This window comes from Rahnella sp. WP5 (assembly GCF_000745615.1).
In the GTDB taxonomy this organism is placed as follows: Bacteria; Pseudomonadota; Gammaproteobacteria; order Enterobacterales; family Enterobacteriaceae; genus Rahnella; species Rahnella aceris.
On sequence record NZ_JQJR01000005.1, the window covers coordinates 98,835 to 114,476 of the forward strand.

Consider the following 15,642-nt stretch of genomic DNA (forward strand, 5'->3'; position numbering starts at 1 on the left):
CATAGTGTGCTATTTCACGCCGCCGCCCAGCGTCTGCCACAGGGTGATACGGTTTTCAAAATCAGTCTGTTGCAGGGCAATCAGGTCGGTCTGCGCCGACCACAGTGAACGCTGATCGGTAAGCACCGTCAGATAATCGCCCGCACCGGTTTCATAACTGCGGCGCGCCAAATCGTAACTGCGCTGTGCGGCCGCAACATATTGCTGCTGGGCATCCATCTGTTCACTGAGCGTGGCACGGCGGGCGAGGGCGTCCGACACATCTTTAAAGGCGCTCTGGATGGCTTTTTCATACGCGGCAATCAGCCCCTTTTTCTCCGCTTCAGCGTAGCGCAACTGCGCGGTATTACTGCCGCCGGTAAACAGAGGCAGGCTCAGGCTGGGCGCGAACGACCACACATTGCTGCCGTGGCTGAACAGGTTCGACAGCGAACTGCTGCCGACGCCTGCGCTGGCAGTCAGCGAGAGCGTCGGGAAGAAATTCGCCCGCGCTGCGCCGATATCCGCATTGGCACTTTTCAGGTTATGTTCCGCTTCCAGCACGTCCGGGCGGCGCAGTAATACCGACGACGAAATCCCGGCGGGCACCAGTTTGATGGCCTGCGGTGCCAGGCTTTCCAGCGTACCCGGCAACAGATTTTGCGCCACGGTGTCGCCTGCCAGCAGATTCAGGGCGTTGATGTCCTGCGCGACCAGCGTCTGGTAGCTGGCGACACTGGCGCGTGCCTGCTGATAAATCGCCATCGAAGAGCTGACGTCCGGCCCCGAGGCGACGCCTTCCTGTTGCCGCCGTTGCGTAATGCTCAGCGAATCCGCCGCGCTTTTCAGTGTGTCCTGCGCCAGTTTCAGATTGCTGTTGTCCGCCGCCAGTGTGATCCACGCGGTGCTGGTTTCTGAAATCAGCGTCAGGCGGGTGTTCTGCGCGGTCGATTCACTCGCCAGCCAGGTTTCTTTTGCCGCTGTGCTCAGGCTGCGGTTACGGCCAAACAGGTCGATTTCAAAACTGCTGACCGCGCCGTCGGCGGTGGCGCTGCTGCTGACGCCTGCATCCTGCGTCCGGCTACGGGTTTGCGAAAGCTCCGCATCCAGCGTCGGGAACAGGCTGGCGCGTTGCTCGCCATACAGCGCTTTGGCGGCTTCAATATCAGCAATCGCTTCCTGCAAATCGCGGTTGCTGGTCAGCGCTTTGGCCACCACGGCATTCAGGCGCGCATCGGCCATGATGCCCTGCCAGTCGCTCAGCACCGTGGTGGCCGCTGGCTGTGCGCCCTGCGCAGGCCAGACTGCAGGCACCGGCGCGGCAGGGCGCTGATAATCGGGATCCAGCGAGATACAGCCTGCCAGCAACATGGCCAGCGAAATAATACTCAGACGAAAAATCATGCTGACTCCTGCGCGTCTTTGTGACCGGTGAAGACTTTTTTCACCAGCACGAAGAACAGCGGAACAAAGAAAATAGCCAGTAAGGTGGCGGTCACGGTGCCGCCAATAATGCCGGTACCGATGGCGATGCGGCTGTTAGCCCCTGCGCCGGTTGCGACTGCCAGCGGCATCACCCCGGCGATAAAGGCCAGCGACGTCATCAGGATCGGGCGTAAACGGGTGCGGGCAGCGGAGAGCGCGGCAGCGGTCAGGGTGCTGCCTTGTTTGAGCGCTGCTTCGGCAAACTCAACTATCAGGATGGCGTTTTTCGACGACAGACCGATGGTAGTCAGCAGCGCCACCTGGAAGTAAACGTCGTTATTCAGGCCACGCAGTTCGGCGGCAAGGGATGCGCCAAGCAGACCGAGCGGGATCACCAGGATCACGGAGAACGGCACGGACCAGCTTTCGTACAGTGCGGCGAGACACAGGAATACCACCAGAATCGAGATGGCATACAGACTGAGTGCCTGACCGCTGGCGAGCTTTTCCTGCAGAGAGAGTCCGCTCCATGCCCAGGTTGAACCGGCGGGTAATTTATCCGCCAGCGCTTCCATTTTTGCCATCGCCGCGCCGGAACTGTAGCCGTCGGTATTCTCGCCCTGGATCTCATAGGAAGTTGATCCGTTATAGCGCGCCAGACTTTCCGGGCCATAGGTCCAGTGGGTGGTGGCGAAGGCGGAGAACGGCGTCATGCTGGTACCGTCGCTGCTGCGCACAAACCATTTATTCAGATCCGCCGGTTTGGAACGAAACTCACTGTCGCCCTGGATATACACTTCCTTGACGCGGCCACGGTCAATGAAATCATTGACGTAAGTGCCGCCCCACGCGCTGCTCAGGGTGGCAGTGACATCGCTGAGCGTCAGCCCGAGCGCCACGGCTTTGTTGTTGTCGATATCCACCTGCAACTGTGGCATTTGTGGCAAATCATTGGCGCGAACCGATTGCAGTTCCGGACTTTTGGCGGCCAGCGCCAGCAGTTCGGTGCGCAGTTTGAGTAAGTCCGCGCGGCTGGTGCCGCCGGTAGCCATCAGCTCAAAGGTGAAACCGTTGCTTTGCCCGAGCCCGTCCACGGAAGGCGGCGTCATGGCGATGACTTTTGCGTCGCGGATCACCGTCAGATCCCGCATCGCGCGACCGGCTACCGCCTGCGCGGTGTTTACGGCACCCGGACGTTCATCCCAGTTCTTCAGTGACACAAACGCCATCCCGGCATTCTGACCGCTGCCGCTGAAGTTAAAGCCGGTGATGGTGAATATGACGTTGGTATTGGCTTTCTCTTTGCCGAGGAACCACTCTGTAACACGGGAATTGACGGCTTCGGTACGGTTCGCTGTCGCCCCTGCGGGCAGGGTGTATTGCACCATGACTTCGCCCTGATCTTCAGACGGCAGGAAGCTGGTCGGCAGTTGCCACATCAGCACGCCCATCAGTGCGGCCATGGCGCCGTAAATCAGCGCCATCGCCACCGGACGGCGCTGCACATGCGTCACGCCATTTTCGTAGCGTTGCTCAGTACGCGAATACAAACGGTTGAAGCCGCCGAAGAAACCACGGGTAGCCTGTGGTTTATGGCGCAGAAAAGCGCCGCACAGCGCCGGTGTCAGGGTCAGCGCCACCACCACGGAAAGTATCATGGCGGAAATAATGGTGACGGAGAACTGGCGGTAAATCACGCCGGTTGAGCCGCCGAAAAACGCCATCGGCAGGAACACGGCAGAGAGCACCAGCGCAATCGCCACCAGCGCGCCGGAGATTTCTCCCATCGACTTCTCGGTGGCCTCGCGGGCGGGAAGCCCTTCATCACGCATGATGCGCTCAACGTTTTCCACCACCACGATAGCGTCATCCACCAGCAGGCCGATGGCCAGCACCATCGCGAACAGCGTCAGGGTGTTAATGGAATAGCCGAACAGCGCCAGTACGCCAAACGTGCCGAGCAGTACCACCGGCACCGCCAGCGCGGGGATCAGCGTGGCGCGCAGATTCTGCATAAACAGATACATCACCACGATGACCAGCACGATGGCTTCGATCAGCGTTTTAATGACGTCTTCCACCGACACTTTAATAAATTCGGTGCTGTCTTTCGGATAGGCGACGTCATAACCTTTCGGCATGCTGCGCTGGTATTCGCTGATGGTGTTTTTCACCAGCGTGGCGGTATCGAGCGCGTTGGCACCCGGCGATAACATCACCGCCATACCCGCCGCCGGATGACCGTTCAGTTGTGAAGACGCGGTGTAATCTTCGCTGCCCATTTCGACGCGGGCGATATCACTGATGCGCACCACCGCGCCGCCGGTATTGCCTTTAACAATGATGTTACGGAACTGCTCCGGCGTTTGCAGACGTGACTGGGCGCGCACCGTGGCGGTCAGTTGTTGTGAGGTGGAAGATGGCAGACCGCCAATTTTACCGGCGGAGATTTGCACGTTTTGCGCTTCGATGGCCGTTTCCACATCTGACGGCATCAGGTCATACGCCGCCAGTTTGGTGGGATCCAGCCAGATGCGCATGGCGTATTCCGCACCAAACACCTGCAAGCTGCCGACGCCGCTGACGCGCGCCAGCGGATCCTGCATATTACTGACCAGCCAGTCGGCGATATCCGAGCTGCTGGTTTTGTCGGTTTTATCGTACACCGCCATGATCAGCAGGAAACTGGACTGCGACTTGGTGACCGTCACCCCGGCTTCCTGTACTTCCGTCGGCAGGCGTGATTCCGCCTGCTGGACTTTGTTCTGCACCTGCACCTGCGCGGTATCGGCATTGGTGCCCTGTTTGAAGGTGACGGTGATATCCACCGACCCGTCGGAACTGCTGCTGGAGCTGAAATACAGCAGATTATCCAGGCCGGTCAGTTGTTGTTCGATGACCTGCGTGACGCTGTTCTCCAGCGTTTCGGCGTTAGCCCCGGAATAGGTGGCTTTGATTTTCACTGAGGGAGGCGCGACGTCCGGATACTGCGCGACCGGCAGCGTGCGGATCGCCATAATCCCGGCCATCATGATCAGAATCGCAATCACCCAGGCAAAAACCGGGCGACGCACAAAGAAGCGGGAGAACATCAGGCGGCTCCTTCTGTGCTTTTCGCAGCGGCGGCGTTATTCACTTCAACCGGTTTCACCGTATCGCCCACCGTGACTTTGTCACTGCCTTCCACCAGCACGCGATCACCCACCTGCAAGCCTTTGACAATCAGCCAGTGGGTACCGGTAGCCTCGCCGGTTTCGATATGACGTTGTTCGACTTTGTTGTCGGCGGTGACCACCAGCGCGGTGGCGTCGCCTTTGGCATCCCGTGTCACACCTTGTTGCGGTGCGAGCACGGCATTTTCGACGACGCCTTCATCCACGTCAGCGCGGATAAACATTCCCGGCAGTAAAACGTGTTGCGGATTCGGGAACACGGCGCGCAGCGTGACCGAACCGGTGGCTTCATCGACCGCCACTTCGGTCAGTTCCAGACGACCTTTTTCGGGGTAGGTTGAACCGTCTTCAAGGGTGAGCGTGACACTTAAAGCATCGCTGTTCGTTGCCAGTGCGCGTTTACGCAGACTGAGCAAATCGGCGCTGGAACGGGTGAGATCCACGTACATTGAATCGAGATTTCGCACCGTCGCCAGCGCGGTGTCCTGCGCGGCAGAGACCAGTGCGCCCGGTGTAACGGAGGAAATGCCGATACGACCGGCAATCGGCGACGTGACCCGCGTCCAGTCGAGATTGATTTTGGCCGATTCCAGCGATGCGGCTTTTTCATCAACGCTGGCGCGGTCTTCTGCACAGGCCGATTGCGCATCTTCCGCATCCTGCTGCGACACGCCTTGCTCTTTCACCAGTACGGCATAACGGCGGGCTTTCTGGCAATCCGAGAGCACCAGCGCTTTGGCGCTTTTCAGTGCAGCGGCAGCCTGATCATACGTCGCTTTATACGACGACGGATCAATCTGATACAGCGCCTGACCGGCTTTAACCCAGTCGCCTTCGGTGAATAAACGTTTTTGAATAATACCGCCGACCTGAGGCCGCACATCCGCCGTCAGTGTGGCGGTGGTCCGGCCGGTTAATTCGCTGACCAGATTGAACGATTGTGCTTTTAGCGTGACGACGCCCACTTCAGCGGGCGCGGCAGTGGGCTGAACCGGTGGTGAATTATCGCAACCACTCAGCGCGATAAGTATCAATAAGCAGGAGAATCTTAAAAGCATTTTGGTGTCCGTAAATAATAAATAATATAATTAAAGGCAAAGGAGTCCCGGCTGTTTTATCGAAATAAAACAGTCAGGATCCCGTTAAAATTATTTAAAGATGTGCCGTTGTTTATAAATCAGGAATCATAAATCATGAATTTTCTTCGTGACCTCATTAATGTATTTAACCATCTGCTGATATATTTCCGGCGTGACCTCACCGTTATAGGCTTTCGTCCGTACGGTGATTTTTAAATTCTCAATGGCGTAAATCATTTCAGGTGCGGGCGGCGGGTTATTTTCAATCACGCGCTTTTTCATTTTTTCTTCTATGGCGCGGATTTCGTTTCTTCTTGCCGCCAGATATTCAGAACCGGCCGGTGTCATGGAAAACTGTTTTTTCCCGCCTTCTATTTCTGCGGCGGTGGCAAAGCCGTTGTCAACAATATGCGCCAGGATCGGGTAAATCACGCCGGGGCTGGGGATGTACACCCCCATAGAATAGCCTTCGATGGTTTTGATAATTTCGTAGCCATGCACCGGGTTTATCTGGATCAGATGCAACACAAACAGCGCCAGTTCCTGACGGGTGAACAGTTTGCTTTTACGCCGTACAGCAGGTTCGGTTTTGCTCATGATTTTTCTCCTTCGCTGATTGCCGACGACCTCAAGATATATCTTACAAGTTTGCAGGGCAAGACAGTGACGGAGCGGGAAACTAACGTAAGGATAGTGTTAATGCGTTGTTTTGTAATGACTAAATCATGATGGCGCTCTCAGGTTCGCCCCTGTTGCTGACACTTCTTAACAGTTCAGAACAGGGGTAACTGATTGATCTTGAGATAAACGGCGGAAAGATGCCGTAAACCTATTTTTGCCGTGTAAGCATTGCGAAAAAGTCCGGTTTTCAGCGGCAGTGGCGGCTTTTTATGGCATCTGAAACATCGGCGGCCAGTGCCGCAATCAGTTTCTGTTGCGCGGTGATAAGTTCCGGCACGCCACCCGTGACAGCAATCTGATGCTGTGAGCGACAGGTCAGCATTTTTTCATCTGCGCCAAAACGCAGTTGCCAGCGGGCTGTCAGGCTGGCGCGACGTTGCGGCCAGGCATCCAGTTGCTGCACGGTTACGCGCAGGGTGATAACCGGTTTATCGGGCGGCGGGGTCAATTCGCGGATGTCTGTTGTATTCAGCGAGCGTTCAAGCTGCGCCGACAGCGCACTGCGTATTTCCTCCGGCAGCGGCGCGGCCCACAACGCGCTATCCGATATCACGATTTCGCCGTCACTTTTACGTATCACCAGTTGCGGCTGATTAAGCTGTTCAGGCACGGTCACCGGTTGTACGCGCAGCACAAATGCAGCCGGTGGTATCGCAGACGGCGCATTCTCCGCTGGTGTGATCAGGGTGTAATAATGAGGCGCAGGAGAGGCGCAACCGCTTAACCCCAGCAGGAGGCAAACCCCGGTTATCACGCGGATGACATTCATGGTTGCTCCTTATTTTCACTGTTTCTGCCAGCGATCAGCGCCTGTGGCTGGCGCGTGAGCAGGCCGGTGAGGGTGCGCAGGGAATATAATGTTCGCTGGAATTCGGCCAGCGTTTGCAACAGCGGGGAGTCCGCCGCCAGCAGGGTTTGTGCGCTGCCCATCGTCTGATCGAACTGGCGCAGGGTTTGCGTGGTTTGTGGCAGAACCTGACGGTTCACCTGAATCAACGTCTGATTGAGGTTGCCCAGTGTGGCATTCAGATTGCTGCCAATCGACTCAATGGGCATTGTCGATAACTTGCCAATCAGTGTCGCGAGCTGTTCCTGCAGATGATCAAAGCCGCCATTGAGTGTCGGGATCTGCAACGGACGCGCAGTCATATCAAAAGACACCGGCAGCGCCGAAGGCACAAAATCGAGCGAGATATACAACTGTCCGGTGAGCAGATTGCCGGTGCGCGCCTGCGCCCGCAGTCCGTGTTTCACCATGTCGCGCAGGAACGTGGCAGCCTGCTGCTGGCCGTCTTTTTCAGGTTTGGGCAGTTTCTCCTGCACATGCCCTAAGCGGTTCGGATACACCTCAATCGTCACCACCGAGATAAACCGTGAAGCGGCAGGGTCGTAATCGAGCTCAATCGCCGTGACTTTCCCGAGCTTCACGCTGGAAAACTCCACCGGCGCGCCGGTTTTCATGCCGCGCAGCGACTGCTGGAAGCGCAACTGCAACACCTGCGGCGTGCCGTCCGGCGGGGTCATTGCCGAGGCCTGATCGTCTGCCAGCGTATATACGCGGTGGCTGGCTGCCGGTTTTGCCGTGCTGTCGTCAGGTGGATTGGCAAACGCGATGCCCCCGGCAATCACCGATGCCATGGTCTGTGTTTTGATCTGCAAACCTTCAGAATCGAGCGATAAATCCACGCCGCTGGCATTCCAGAAACGGGTGGCGGAAGTGACGAACCGGTCATACGGCGCATCGATAAATACGTTCAGGCTGACGCCTTTGCCGTCAGGGCGCAGCGCATAGGAAGAGACCCGCCCGACCGGCACGCGGCGGTAATACACCGCCGAACCGATATCCAGTGAACCCAGATCGTCGGCCACCACTTCAAACTGTTTGCCGGGCATACCGTTGATCACCGCCGGGGGCGATTCCAGCCCCTGAAAGTCACTGCCGGATTTCTGCGATGTGCCGGTATCAAGGCTGATATACGCGCCGGAAAGCAGGGTATCGATACCCGATACGCCGCCCATGCCGATGCGCGGACGCACGACCCAAAAACGGGTGTCTTCTCTGGGCAGATTTTCGGCGTTTTTCATCAGTGAAACGGTGACCAGCACGCGGCGGCTGTCGGGGCTGAGCGAAATCGATTTCACCCGCCCGACCGTGACGTCTTTGTATTTCACTTCGGTTTTACCGGCTTCTAATCCGCTGGCGGTCTGAAAAGTAATGGAGATTTCCGGGCCGGTATCCGCCCAGACCTGTAACAGCAAAAACAAACCCACTGATGCCGCTATGGCGGGCACCAGCCAGATCAGCGAGGGGCGAAAACGGCGCGGGACAATGTCCGGCGGGGGTGAAGCGTGTTCAGTCATTATTCTGATTTTCCCAGAGCAAACGCGGGTCGAACTTCAGGGCAGCCAGCAGGGTGAAGATCACCACTGCGCCAAAAAAAACAATACCGATGCGCGGTTCGGCAGTGCTGAGGCCGGGGAACTGCACCAGCGCTGCGATCAGCGCGACCACCATCACATCGAGCATCGACCAGTAACCGATATGTTCCGTCAGGCGGAACAGGCGTGAGCGACGAAGCTGACCGGAAGCGGGACGTCGTTGTACGGCGATCAGCAGCCCGCCGAGGATCAGGAACTTGGCACACGGCACGACAATGCTGGCGGTAAAAATGATCGCTGCGATGATGTAATCACCGGCATTCCAGAACCCGGCAATACCGCCCAGAATGGTGCTTTCACTGCCGCGACCGGCAAAACTGTTGTACATCACCGGCAGTAAATTGGCGGGCAGATACAGCAACAGCCCGGTGAGCAGCAATGCCCATGACTGGCTGAGGCTGTCCGGCAATCGCGGATGCAGCGGCGCATGGCAGCGCGGACACGGCAACGCCCGCACGCCAGGCACCTGTTCGCAGGCCAGTCCGCAGACATGACAGCGCACGATGCCCTGCGTTAATGCGTGCGGAACCGGCGTCATTCGCGCTGGCCTTTCAGCGTTTTGAGGCTCCACAGCGGGTGGAAATCCTGATGGTTGATCACCGGTAATAACAGGCACAATCCGAGCAGCGCCCATGTGCCGGGGCCGGGGGTGATTTGCACCAGCCCCGAGAGTTTGATGGCGGCGATAAGAATGCTCAGCAACGCCACTTCCGCCATGCTCCAGGGTGCCAGCCCGGCCAGTAAACGCATCGCAGAAGCGAGCCCCGGCGCGGCTTTTTTCCGGCAGGCGTGCCATAACACCCAACCCAATAAGAGAATTTGCAGACACGGACAGACGATGATCAGCATGGCCAGCGGAATGGCCAGTGGCGATGCGTAGCTGTACGCCAGCGCCATCGCGGTTTGCCACAACGTTGCCGCCTGCACCTGACCATGAAACTGAATTTCCAGCACCGGAAAGGCATTGGCGATAATGAAAAACAGCGCGGCGGTGACCGTCAGCGCAAACCATTGTTCCAGACTCAGCCAGCTTCCCCGATACAGTACGGCACGGCAACGCTGGCAATGTGCGGCCTCGCCGGACCGCACAGGTTTTCGGGTATACAGACTGTCGCAATGTTTGCAAACCACCTGCTGCGGATAGATTTTCATGGTGATGTCCTGTGTCCTGCCGTCACTTATTTCAGCTGTGCCTGCAACTGTTCCGCGCCTTTATCCAGCCCGGTTTCGGCCGCACTCAGCGCACCCCAGGTCGCGCCAATGTTCAGCGAGTTCGGGTATTGCTTCGCGATATAAGCCTTCAGCAACTGATTGGAGGGGGCGTCATAAATTTCCACCGCATAACTCACGGAGCCGGTGAATGAACCCTGTTTGCCGCGCACTGACTGCACGATGTTGTACGGCCCGCCCATCAGATCAAAGCGGGTGAACGTGCCCAGAAACGCGGTGGTGGTTTGCGCGCCGGTGAGCGTCAGCCGGATACGTAAGGTGCCGGGGGTAATAGCGTTGGTCAGCGGGAAACGCCCGCCGACACGTTTGCCGAACTGCTGCTGCATGTACGCCGCCAGTTGCTGTTTTTGCTCCGCCGTGACGTCATCAAACTGGGCATCCTTGCCCTGATAAATCACCACCGGATCGAGGATCGCGCGGCTGTATTTATTCCAGTCCGTCGGGGTGTTGTAGCTGTATGCGATATGGCCTGAATCGTCCTGGGTATCAGGTTTCATTTGTGGAGAAGAGGTGACCCCGGTGTAGGGCACAGGCTGGGTACTCGCGCACCCGGTGAGAAAACCCAAAGAAATCAAAGCCGCCAGAGAATAGCCGTAAACGGATGCAGACATTTTCCTACCTTTTTAAGAATCGTCACGGGACGTCGGTTTCGGTTTATTTCAAAACCGTACGGTACGGTTCATTTATGGAGTAATAAAATTCCCATGTCAAGAAAATGTACAGGTGGGTTTAGTTTTGAGGAGAAGGTCACAAGGCGTAAAAAAGGCGTCATGTTTGCACATGACGCCTTTGATGTTGTCCGTTCGGGCGTTATCGGTTAGAAATCGACGTTCACGCCCAACTGGAAGCTGCGACCCGGCATCACGGCCAGCGCTTTGTTGTACTCATCCTGATTGGTGGTTTCGGTCAGGGTGCGGCTGCTCAGGTAATCCCAGTATTTGCGGTCGGTGATGTTATAAACGCCACCGCTGAGTTTCACGTTCTTCGCGACTTTCCAGTAGGCCGTTGCATCCACCATACCGTAGCCCGGCACATTCATGTATTCGGTGGTGGAACCCGTGATTGGCGTCCCGGCATTGGTGTAGCTCTGTCGGTTAGTCGCTTCGGCTTTTTTGCCTTTCACGAAGGTGGCGGTCAGGGCGGTGCCGTAGATGCCGGATGGCGCATCCCATGCCACGCCAGCCACAAACTTCATTGGCGGCACGCTGTCGAGGTCAACATATTTGTCGCCATCGTAGCTGGATTTCGATTCACCCTTGGCATAACCCAGTGCGAAGGTGGTGCTCAGGCCATCAACGCTGCTGAACCAGGTACCGTAGTTAATTTTGGTGCTCAGATCGCCACCGTAGATAAAGGCTTCATCGCGGTTTTCGGCCTGATAAATCGTATAAATATTGGAGGGCACGTTGGTGAACATACCCGGACTGCCCGCGCGGGTGTAACGGGTGTTAGCAATGAAGTTTTTGTAGGTGTTATAGAAGAGAGAAGTCTTGAAGGTCACGCCTTCCGTGGCTTCGCCTTTCATGCCCCATTCAAAGTTATTGCTGGTTTCGGTTTTCAGATTAGTGTTACCGATCAGCGCGTACTGACCACGGCCTGCGTAGTTAGAACCGAGGTTCCAGGAGCCGTAAAGCTGGCTGGCATCCGGGAACTGGGCACCGCGCTGGTACTGCAGGTAAGTCATCAGCTTAGGGGTGATGTCATAGGTGAAGGCCAGTGATGGCAGGGCCTGTGTATCGGAGTTGGCTTTACCGTACAGGGTGGAAACCTGATCTTCAGAAACAATGCTGTTGGATAAGTCTGACAGGTTTTCTGCCTTGGTATTCTGATACGCGACACGCACCGCAGGCACCACAGAGAAGTTATGGCCGTCGAGGTCAAACTTAATGGTGTCTTGCAGGAAACCGCCGAGGATATACGTCCGGCTGTTAGCTTCCGGCTGCATGATAGTCGTGAAAGCACTTTGATCCGGGCTTTCGCGGAACGGACGTTCAGTGTTGGACACGCGGCCGTTGATACCGGCACTCAGCTCATGACGACCCAGCGTTTTTAGCCAGCTGGTCTCCGCGCCGTAGGTGTTAACGTCATAGTTTGAGTAGACGTTCATCATCTGCTTACTTTCGTTTGGCAGATAGGTGTTGTCGTGTGCCTGGGTGTACTGGTAATACACTTTCGAGACGATGGCATCCACGTAATCGTTGAATGGCGTCCATTCATCTTTCAGGCTCGCGCCCCAGCGGCGGGTGTTACTTTGCTGTTGTGCGGTACCCAGAATCGCGCTGCCAGCATTGTTCCAGGTATCGTAATGGGTGTGGTTCACTTTCTCGTAGTAATCGAGGGTACCGGTGATTTTATGCGCATCATTCGGCTGCCAGATGACCGACGTCATAATGGCGTCAGAGTGCCAGTTGGCCGGATACGCATCGAGCGTATCGCTGTTGTTGCTGGTTTCCTGGCCGTCGCGGCGGCTGATGGCGATCAGGCCCCGCAGGGTTTCGTCACCGGCGGCAGCGGTGATGCCGTTGTGCCAGGAACGATCCGAAGAATCATAATCAGACTGGTAACCGAAATAGACTTCCTTGCCCGGACGCAGGTAATCGTCGGCAGATTTTGGCAGGAAGGAAACGGCACCACCGATGGAGGTGTTGGCGCGATCGGCTGATGTGGCGCCGGATTCAATATCCACCTGACCGTAAATATACGGGTCGATGTAATCGCGGCCAATACCAAAGGTGTTCAGGCCCGCACGGCTGACGTAGCTGCGCCCGGTAGCGTTTGGCTGCGGTATACCGTCGACGTCAATACCGACGCGGTTGCTTTCCAGTCCACGGATGTTATAGCCGGTATAACCGCTGCGGTCGAAGCCGCTTTTGCCGTTGCCGGAGCCGCCACTCGCGCCGGTCGCGGTGATCAGCGGCTCATAACGCATGATAGTGCCGAAATCATTACCGCCTTTTCGCTGCATTTCTGCCGCCGTGATGGTGGTTTTCGAGCCTGGTTTTTTATCCGGCATCGTTTCGGTGACAGTCATGACTTCTTCATTGTTCTGCGCCAGATCCTGCGCGGTACGCACCGCCGGTTTTTTTTTGATGGCTTCAGAAGATTGCGTATTGCTTGCTGTGAGATCGGTATTGTCTTTAACGGCTTCCGCTGCATTTACGTTAAAGGTGGTGGTGAGAATCGTCCCCATGAAAATGACGTTTTTCACCAAACCCTGCTGTGTAAAGGATTTGAACATTTGTTATAAGTCCTGGACTAATTTTTTTAAGTTCTGCTCGCATTTACTGCCTTTCGACAAATCAGACGCGCTGGTCATCTGCATGCAATTCTTCCGTGAAAAGGCCATTATCCTTATAAAATATGGGTTTATTTAACATCCGCACCCATTTCGGCTTCGTGAGAATGATAATGATACTGATAATTGTTATCAACAAAATGATAAAAAAAATGTAATTCTTAACGAAATCTTTGCAATTCGTCTTTCGAAACGGGCCAGGGGGGCGCGGCTTTACAAGCCGGAAAGGCATGGTTAGAGTGGGTACAAATAGAAACTGTACCGTACAGTTAAGGAGTGAAAATGAAAGTACGTACCGAGGCCAGAAGGGATGCGATTGTGGATGCCGCGGCGGAATTATTTCAGGAGTGCGGCTACGAGCGTGCTTCGATGAACGAGCTTGCCCGGCGGCTTGGCGGATCAAAAGCCACACTTTACAATTACTTTTCCTCCAAAGAATCGCTGCTGGTGGCGGTGGTTAAAGCCTACGCCACCGGGCATCTTTCCGATGCCGTTGACGGGCTTTCCGCCCCCTTGCCTGATCTGCCGCTTGAAACGGTGCTGACCCGTTTTGGTGAAAGAATGTTGCTGGTGCTGACCAACGACGGTACCGCGCTGGCGGTATACCGGATGGTGATTGCCGAAGCCGGGCGTTCTGACATCGGTATGTTGTTTCACGATGCCGGTCCGGGTGAAGCCATCGAATCACTGGCGGCATTTTTAGCGCTGGCGATGCAAAAAGGGCAACTCGGCAATGCCGATGCCGATTTGCGCGCCCGCCAGTTTCTGGCGCTGGTGACGGCGCAAACCAATATGCGTTTGTACCAGAGCGACCCTGCGCCACTGGACGTCATCGAGATCAAGCAACTGGTGAAAAACGCCGTCGAGATGTTCCTGTACGGCGCCGTGCGCTAGCCATTCTTCCTCCGGCCACTGCAATCCGAAGCCATCCACCGCGATGGCTTTTTTGTTTTTCCTTACACTTTCCGGGATTGCGGAAAACATGACTAAGATATATCTTTCAGCAAACCTTACCGCAAAAGAGAGAACGTGATGGCACAACATCGCACTGAAACCCCTGCCGCAAATCTGCCGGTTCGTGTCAAAAACGAACTGGTTTTCCGTCATATCACGGTAAAAAGCAGTGAAACGATTTCCGGCTGTTTTAAACGCATTGTATTAAACGGCGACGAACTGAGCGGGTTTACGTCACGCGGCTTCGATGACCACATCAAACTGTTTTTCCCGGCGAATCCGGGGGATGTCATTACACCACCCACTGCAACCGAAGAAGGGATCGTGTGGGGCGAAGGGCCGCGTCCGCTGAACCGCGAATACACGCCGCTGCATTACGATGCACAGACCAGCGAACTGACGCTGGATTTCTATATTCACGACGGGGGTGTCGCCAGCGAATGGGCGGCGGGTGCGAAACCGGGCGATAAACTGATCATCGGCGGGCCACGTGGTTCACTGATCATCCCGACTACCTATAAATGGCAGTTGTATGTCTGTGATGAAACCGGCCTTCCGGCGGTGAAACGCCGTCTGCGCGAGCTGAAACAGGCGGCGTCTGACGCCAAAATCACCGTGCTGGTGAAAGTGAAAGACGTGAGTTGCATCAGCTATTTAGATGATGAACAAGACTTCAACATAGAATGGATTGTCAGCGACGGGCACAACGGATATCAGGAAGATGACGCGGCAGTTAAAAAACTGAAAAGCCTGCCGCTGCCGGAAAGTGATTACTACATCTGGGTCACCGGTGAAGGGAAATTCGCCAAAGGGCTGAATGATTATTTCGTGGAAACCCGTGGATTAGATGCGAACCTGGTGCGTTGTGTGGCCTATTGGCATAATAAATAACGATGATGAATCATAAACACCGCCGCGAAAGAATGTTCGAAACGGGGGATATCCGCCTGCTGATGCTGCATTTTTTGCAGCGGCGTCCCGCCCACGGTTATGAGCTGATCAAGGCCATCGAAGAATTATCCAAAGGTGAATACACGCCGAGCGCCAGTATCATTTATCCGAACCTGACCTTTTTAGAAGAACAGGGGTTGATTTCGGCCAGCCAGGAAGAGGGCGGTAAGAAGCAATATGCGATTACACCGGAAGGTTCGCAATCGCTGGCTGAACAGGGAGAACTGCTCGGCTCAGTGACGGAGAAACTGCATTCGCTGGCGATTTTATCCAACAATCGCAGCATTCCTGAAATGCAGCGCGCGATAAACAATATCCGCATGGCGCTTAACCTGCGGCTGGCGAAAGGCCCCATCGGACAGGAGACACTGTATAAAATCACCGATGCGTTAGACCGGGCAACAAAAGAAATCGAGCGCAGTTAGCCGTACCTCAG

General features: G+C 55.9%; 13 protein-coding genes. 3 read left to right on the plus strand and 10 right to left on the minus strand.

Annotation, left to right across the window (positions count from 1 at the left end; genetic code table 11):
- Positions 1 to 9: 9 nt before the first annotated feature.
- The 10 genes from EX31_RS00455 to EX31_RS00500 all read right to left on the minus strand — a co-directional run bounded on the left by EX31_RS00455 (position 10) and on the right by EX31_RS00500 (position 13,196).
- Positions 10 to 1,380 (minus strand): efflux transporter outer membrane subunit, encoded by a 1,371-nt coding sequence (locus EX31_RS00455; protein WP_037033215.1) that lies wholly within the window; start codon positions 1,378 to 1,380, stop codon positions 10 to 12.
- Positions 1,380 to 4,496: an efflux RND transporter permease subunit gene (locus EX31_RS00460; RefSeq protein ID WP_037032770.1), complete on the minus strand. Its 3,117-nt coding sequence runs from the start codon at positions 4,494 to 4,496 to the stop codon at positions 1,380 to 1,382. Before EX31_RS00460 ends, EX31_RS00455 begins: the two co-directional genes overlap by 1 nt.
- Positions 4,496 to 5,635 carry an efflux RND transporter periplasmic adaptor subunit gene (locus EX31_RS00465; protein WP_037032772.1) on the minus strand — a complete coding sequence of 380 codons (1,140 nt, stop codon included), beginning with the start codon at positions 5,633 to 5,635 and terminating at the stop codon, positions 4,496 to 4,498. The genes EX31_RS00460 and EX31_RS00465 overlap by 1 nt, the downstream gene beginning before the upstream one ends.
- Before the next feature lie 126 nt (positions 5,636 to 5,761).
- Positions 5,762 to 6,253 carry a PadR family transcriptional regulator gene (locus EX31_RS00470; RefSeq protein WP_037032774.1) on the minus strand — a complete coding sequence of 164 codons (492 nt, stop codon included), beginning with the start codon at positions 6,251 to 6,253 and terminating at the stop codon, positions 5,762 to 5,764.
- A gap of 271 nt (positions 6,254 to 6,524) precedes the next feature.
- Positions 6,525 to 7,106 (minus strand): PqiC family protein, encoded by a 582-nt coding sequence (locus tag EX31_RS00475; RefSeq protein ID WP_037032775.1) that lies wholly within the window; start codon positions 7,104 to 7,106, stop codon positions 6,525 to 6,527.
- Entirely contained in the window at positions 7,103 to 8,698 is a 1,596-nt protein-coding gene (locus tag EX31_RS00480; protein WP_037032776.1) for a PqiB family protein, read from the minus strand. Before EX31_RS00480 ends, EX31_RS00475 begins: the two co-directional genes overlap by 4 nt.
- Complete coding sequence (locus EX31_RS00485; RefSeq protein ID WP_037032777.1) at positions 8,691 to 9,314, minus strand: paraquat-inducible protein A; 624 nt, start codon at positions 9,312 to 9,314, stop codon at positions 8,691 to 8,693. The genes EX31_RS00480 and EX31_RS00485 overlap by 8 nt, the downstream gene beginning before the upstream one ends.
- Positions 9,311 to 9,928 carry a paraquat-inducible protein A gene (locus tag EX31_RS00490; RefSeq protein ID WP_013578089.1) on the minus strand — a complete coding sequence of 206 codons (618 nt, stop codon included), beginning with the start codon at positions 9,926 to 9,928 and terminating at the stop codon, positions 9,311 to 9,313. Before EX31_RS00490 ends, EX31_RS00485 begins: the two co-directional genes overlap by 4 nt.
- A gap of 26 nt (positions 9,929 to 9,954) precedes the next feature.
- Positions 9,955 to 10,617, minus strand: a complete 663-nt coding sequence (locus EX31_RS00495) for a DUF3313 domain-containing protein (RefSeq protein WP_051930966.1) — start codon at positions 10,615 to 10,617, stop codon at positions 9,955 to 9,957.
- Positions 10,618 to 10,823: 206 nt separating this feature from the next.
- Positions 10,824 to 13,196, minus strand: a complete 2,373-nt coding sequence (locus EX31_RS00500; protein WP_369794753.1) for a TonB-dependent receptor domain-containing protein — start codon at positions 13,194 to 13,196, stop codon at positions 10,824 to 10,826.
- Positions 13,197 to 13,583: 387 nt separating this feature from the next.
- On the opposite strand from EX31_RS00500, the gene EX31_RS00510 reads away from it, so the two are divergent.
- The 3 genes from EX31_RS00510 to EX31_RS00520 all read left to right on the plus strand — a co-directional run bounded on the left by EX31_RS00510 (position 13,584) and on the right by EX31_RS00520 (position 15,631).
- Positions 13,584 to 14,195, plus strand: a complete 612-nt coding sequence (locus EX31_RS00510; protein ID WP_037032783.1) for a TetR/AcrR family transcriptional regulator — start codon at positions 13,584 to 13,586, stop codon at positions 14,193 to 14,195.
- A 138-nt stretch (positions 14,196 to 14,333) separates the two neighbouring features.
- Positions 14,334 to 15,146, plus strand: coding sequence for a siderophore-interacting protein (locus EX31_RS00515; RefSeq protein WP_037032784.1), 813 nt, complete (start codon positions 14,334 to 14,336; stop codon positions 15,144 to 15,146).
- A gap of 2 nt (positions 15,147 to 15,148) precedes the next feature.
- The gene (locus tag EX31_RS00520; protein ID WP_223509528.1) at positions 15,149 to 15,631 is read left to right on the plus strand and encodes a PadR family transcriptional regulator; all 483 of its coding nucleotides are present in this window, start codon (positions 15,149 to 15,151) and stop codon (positions 15,629 to 15,631) included.
- Positions 15,632 to 15,642 lie beyond the last annotated feature (11 nt).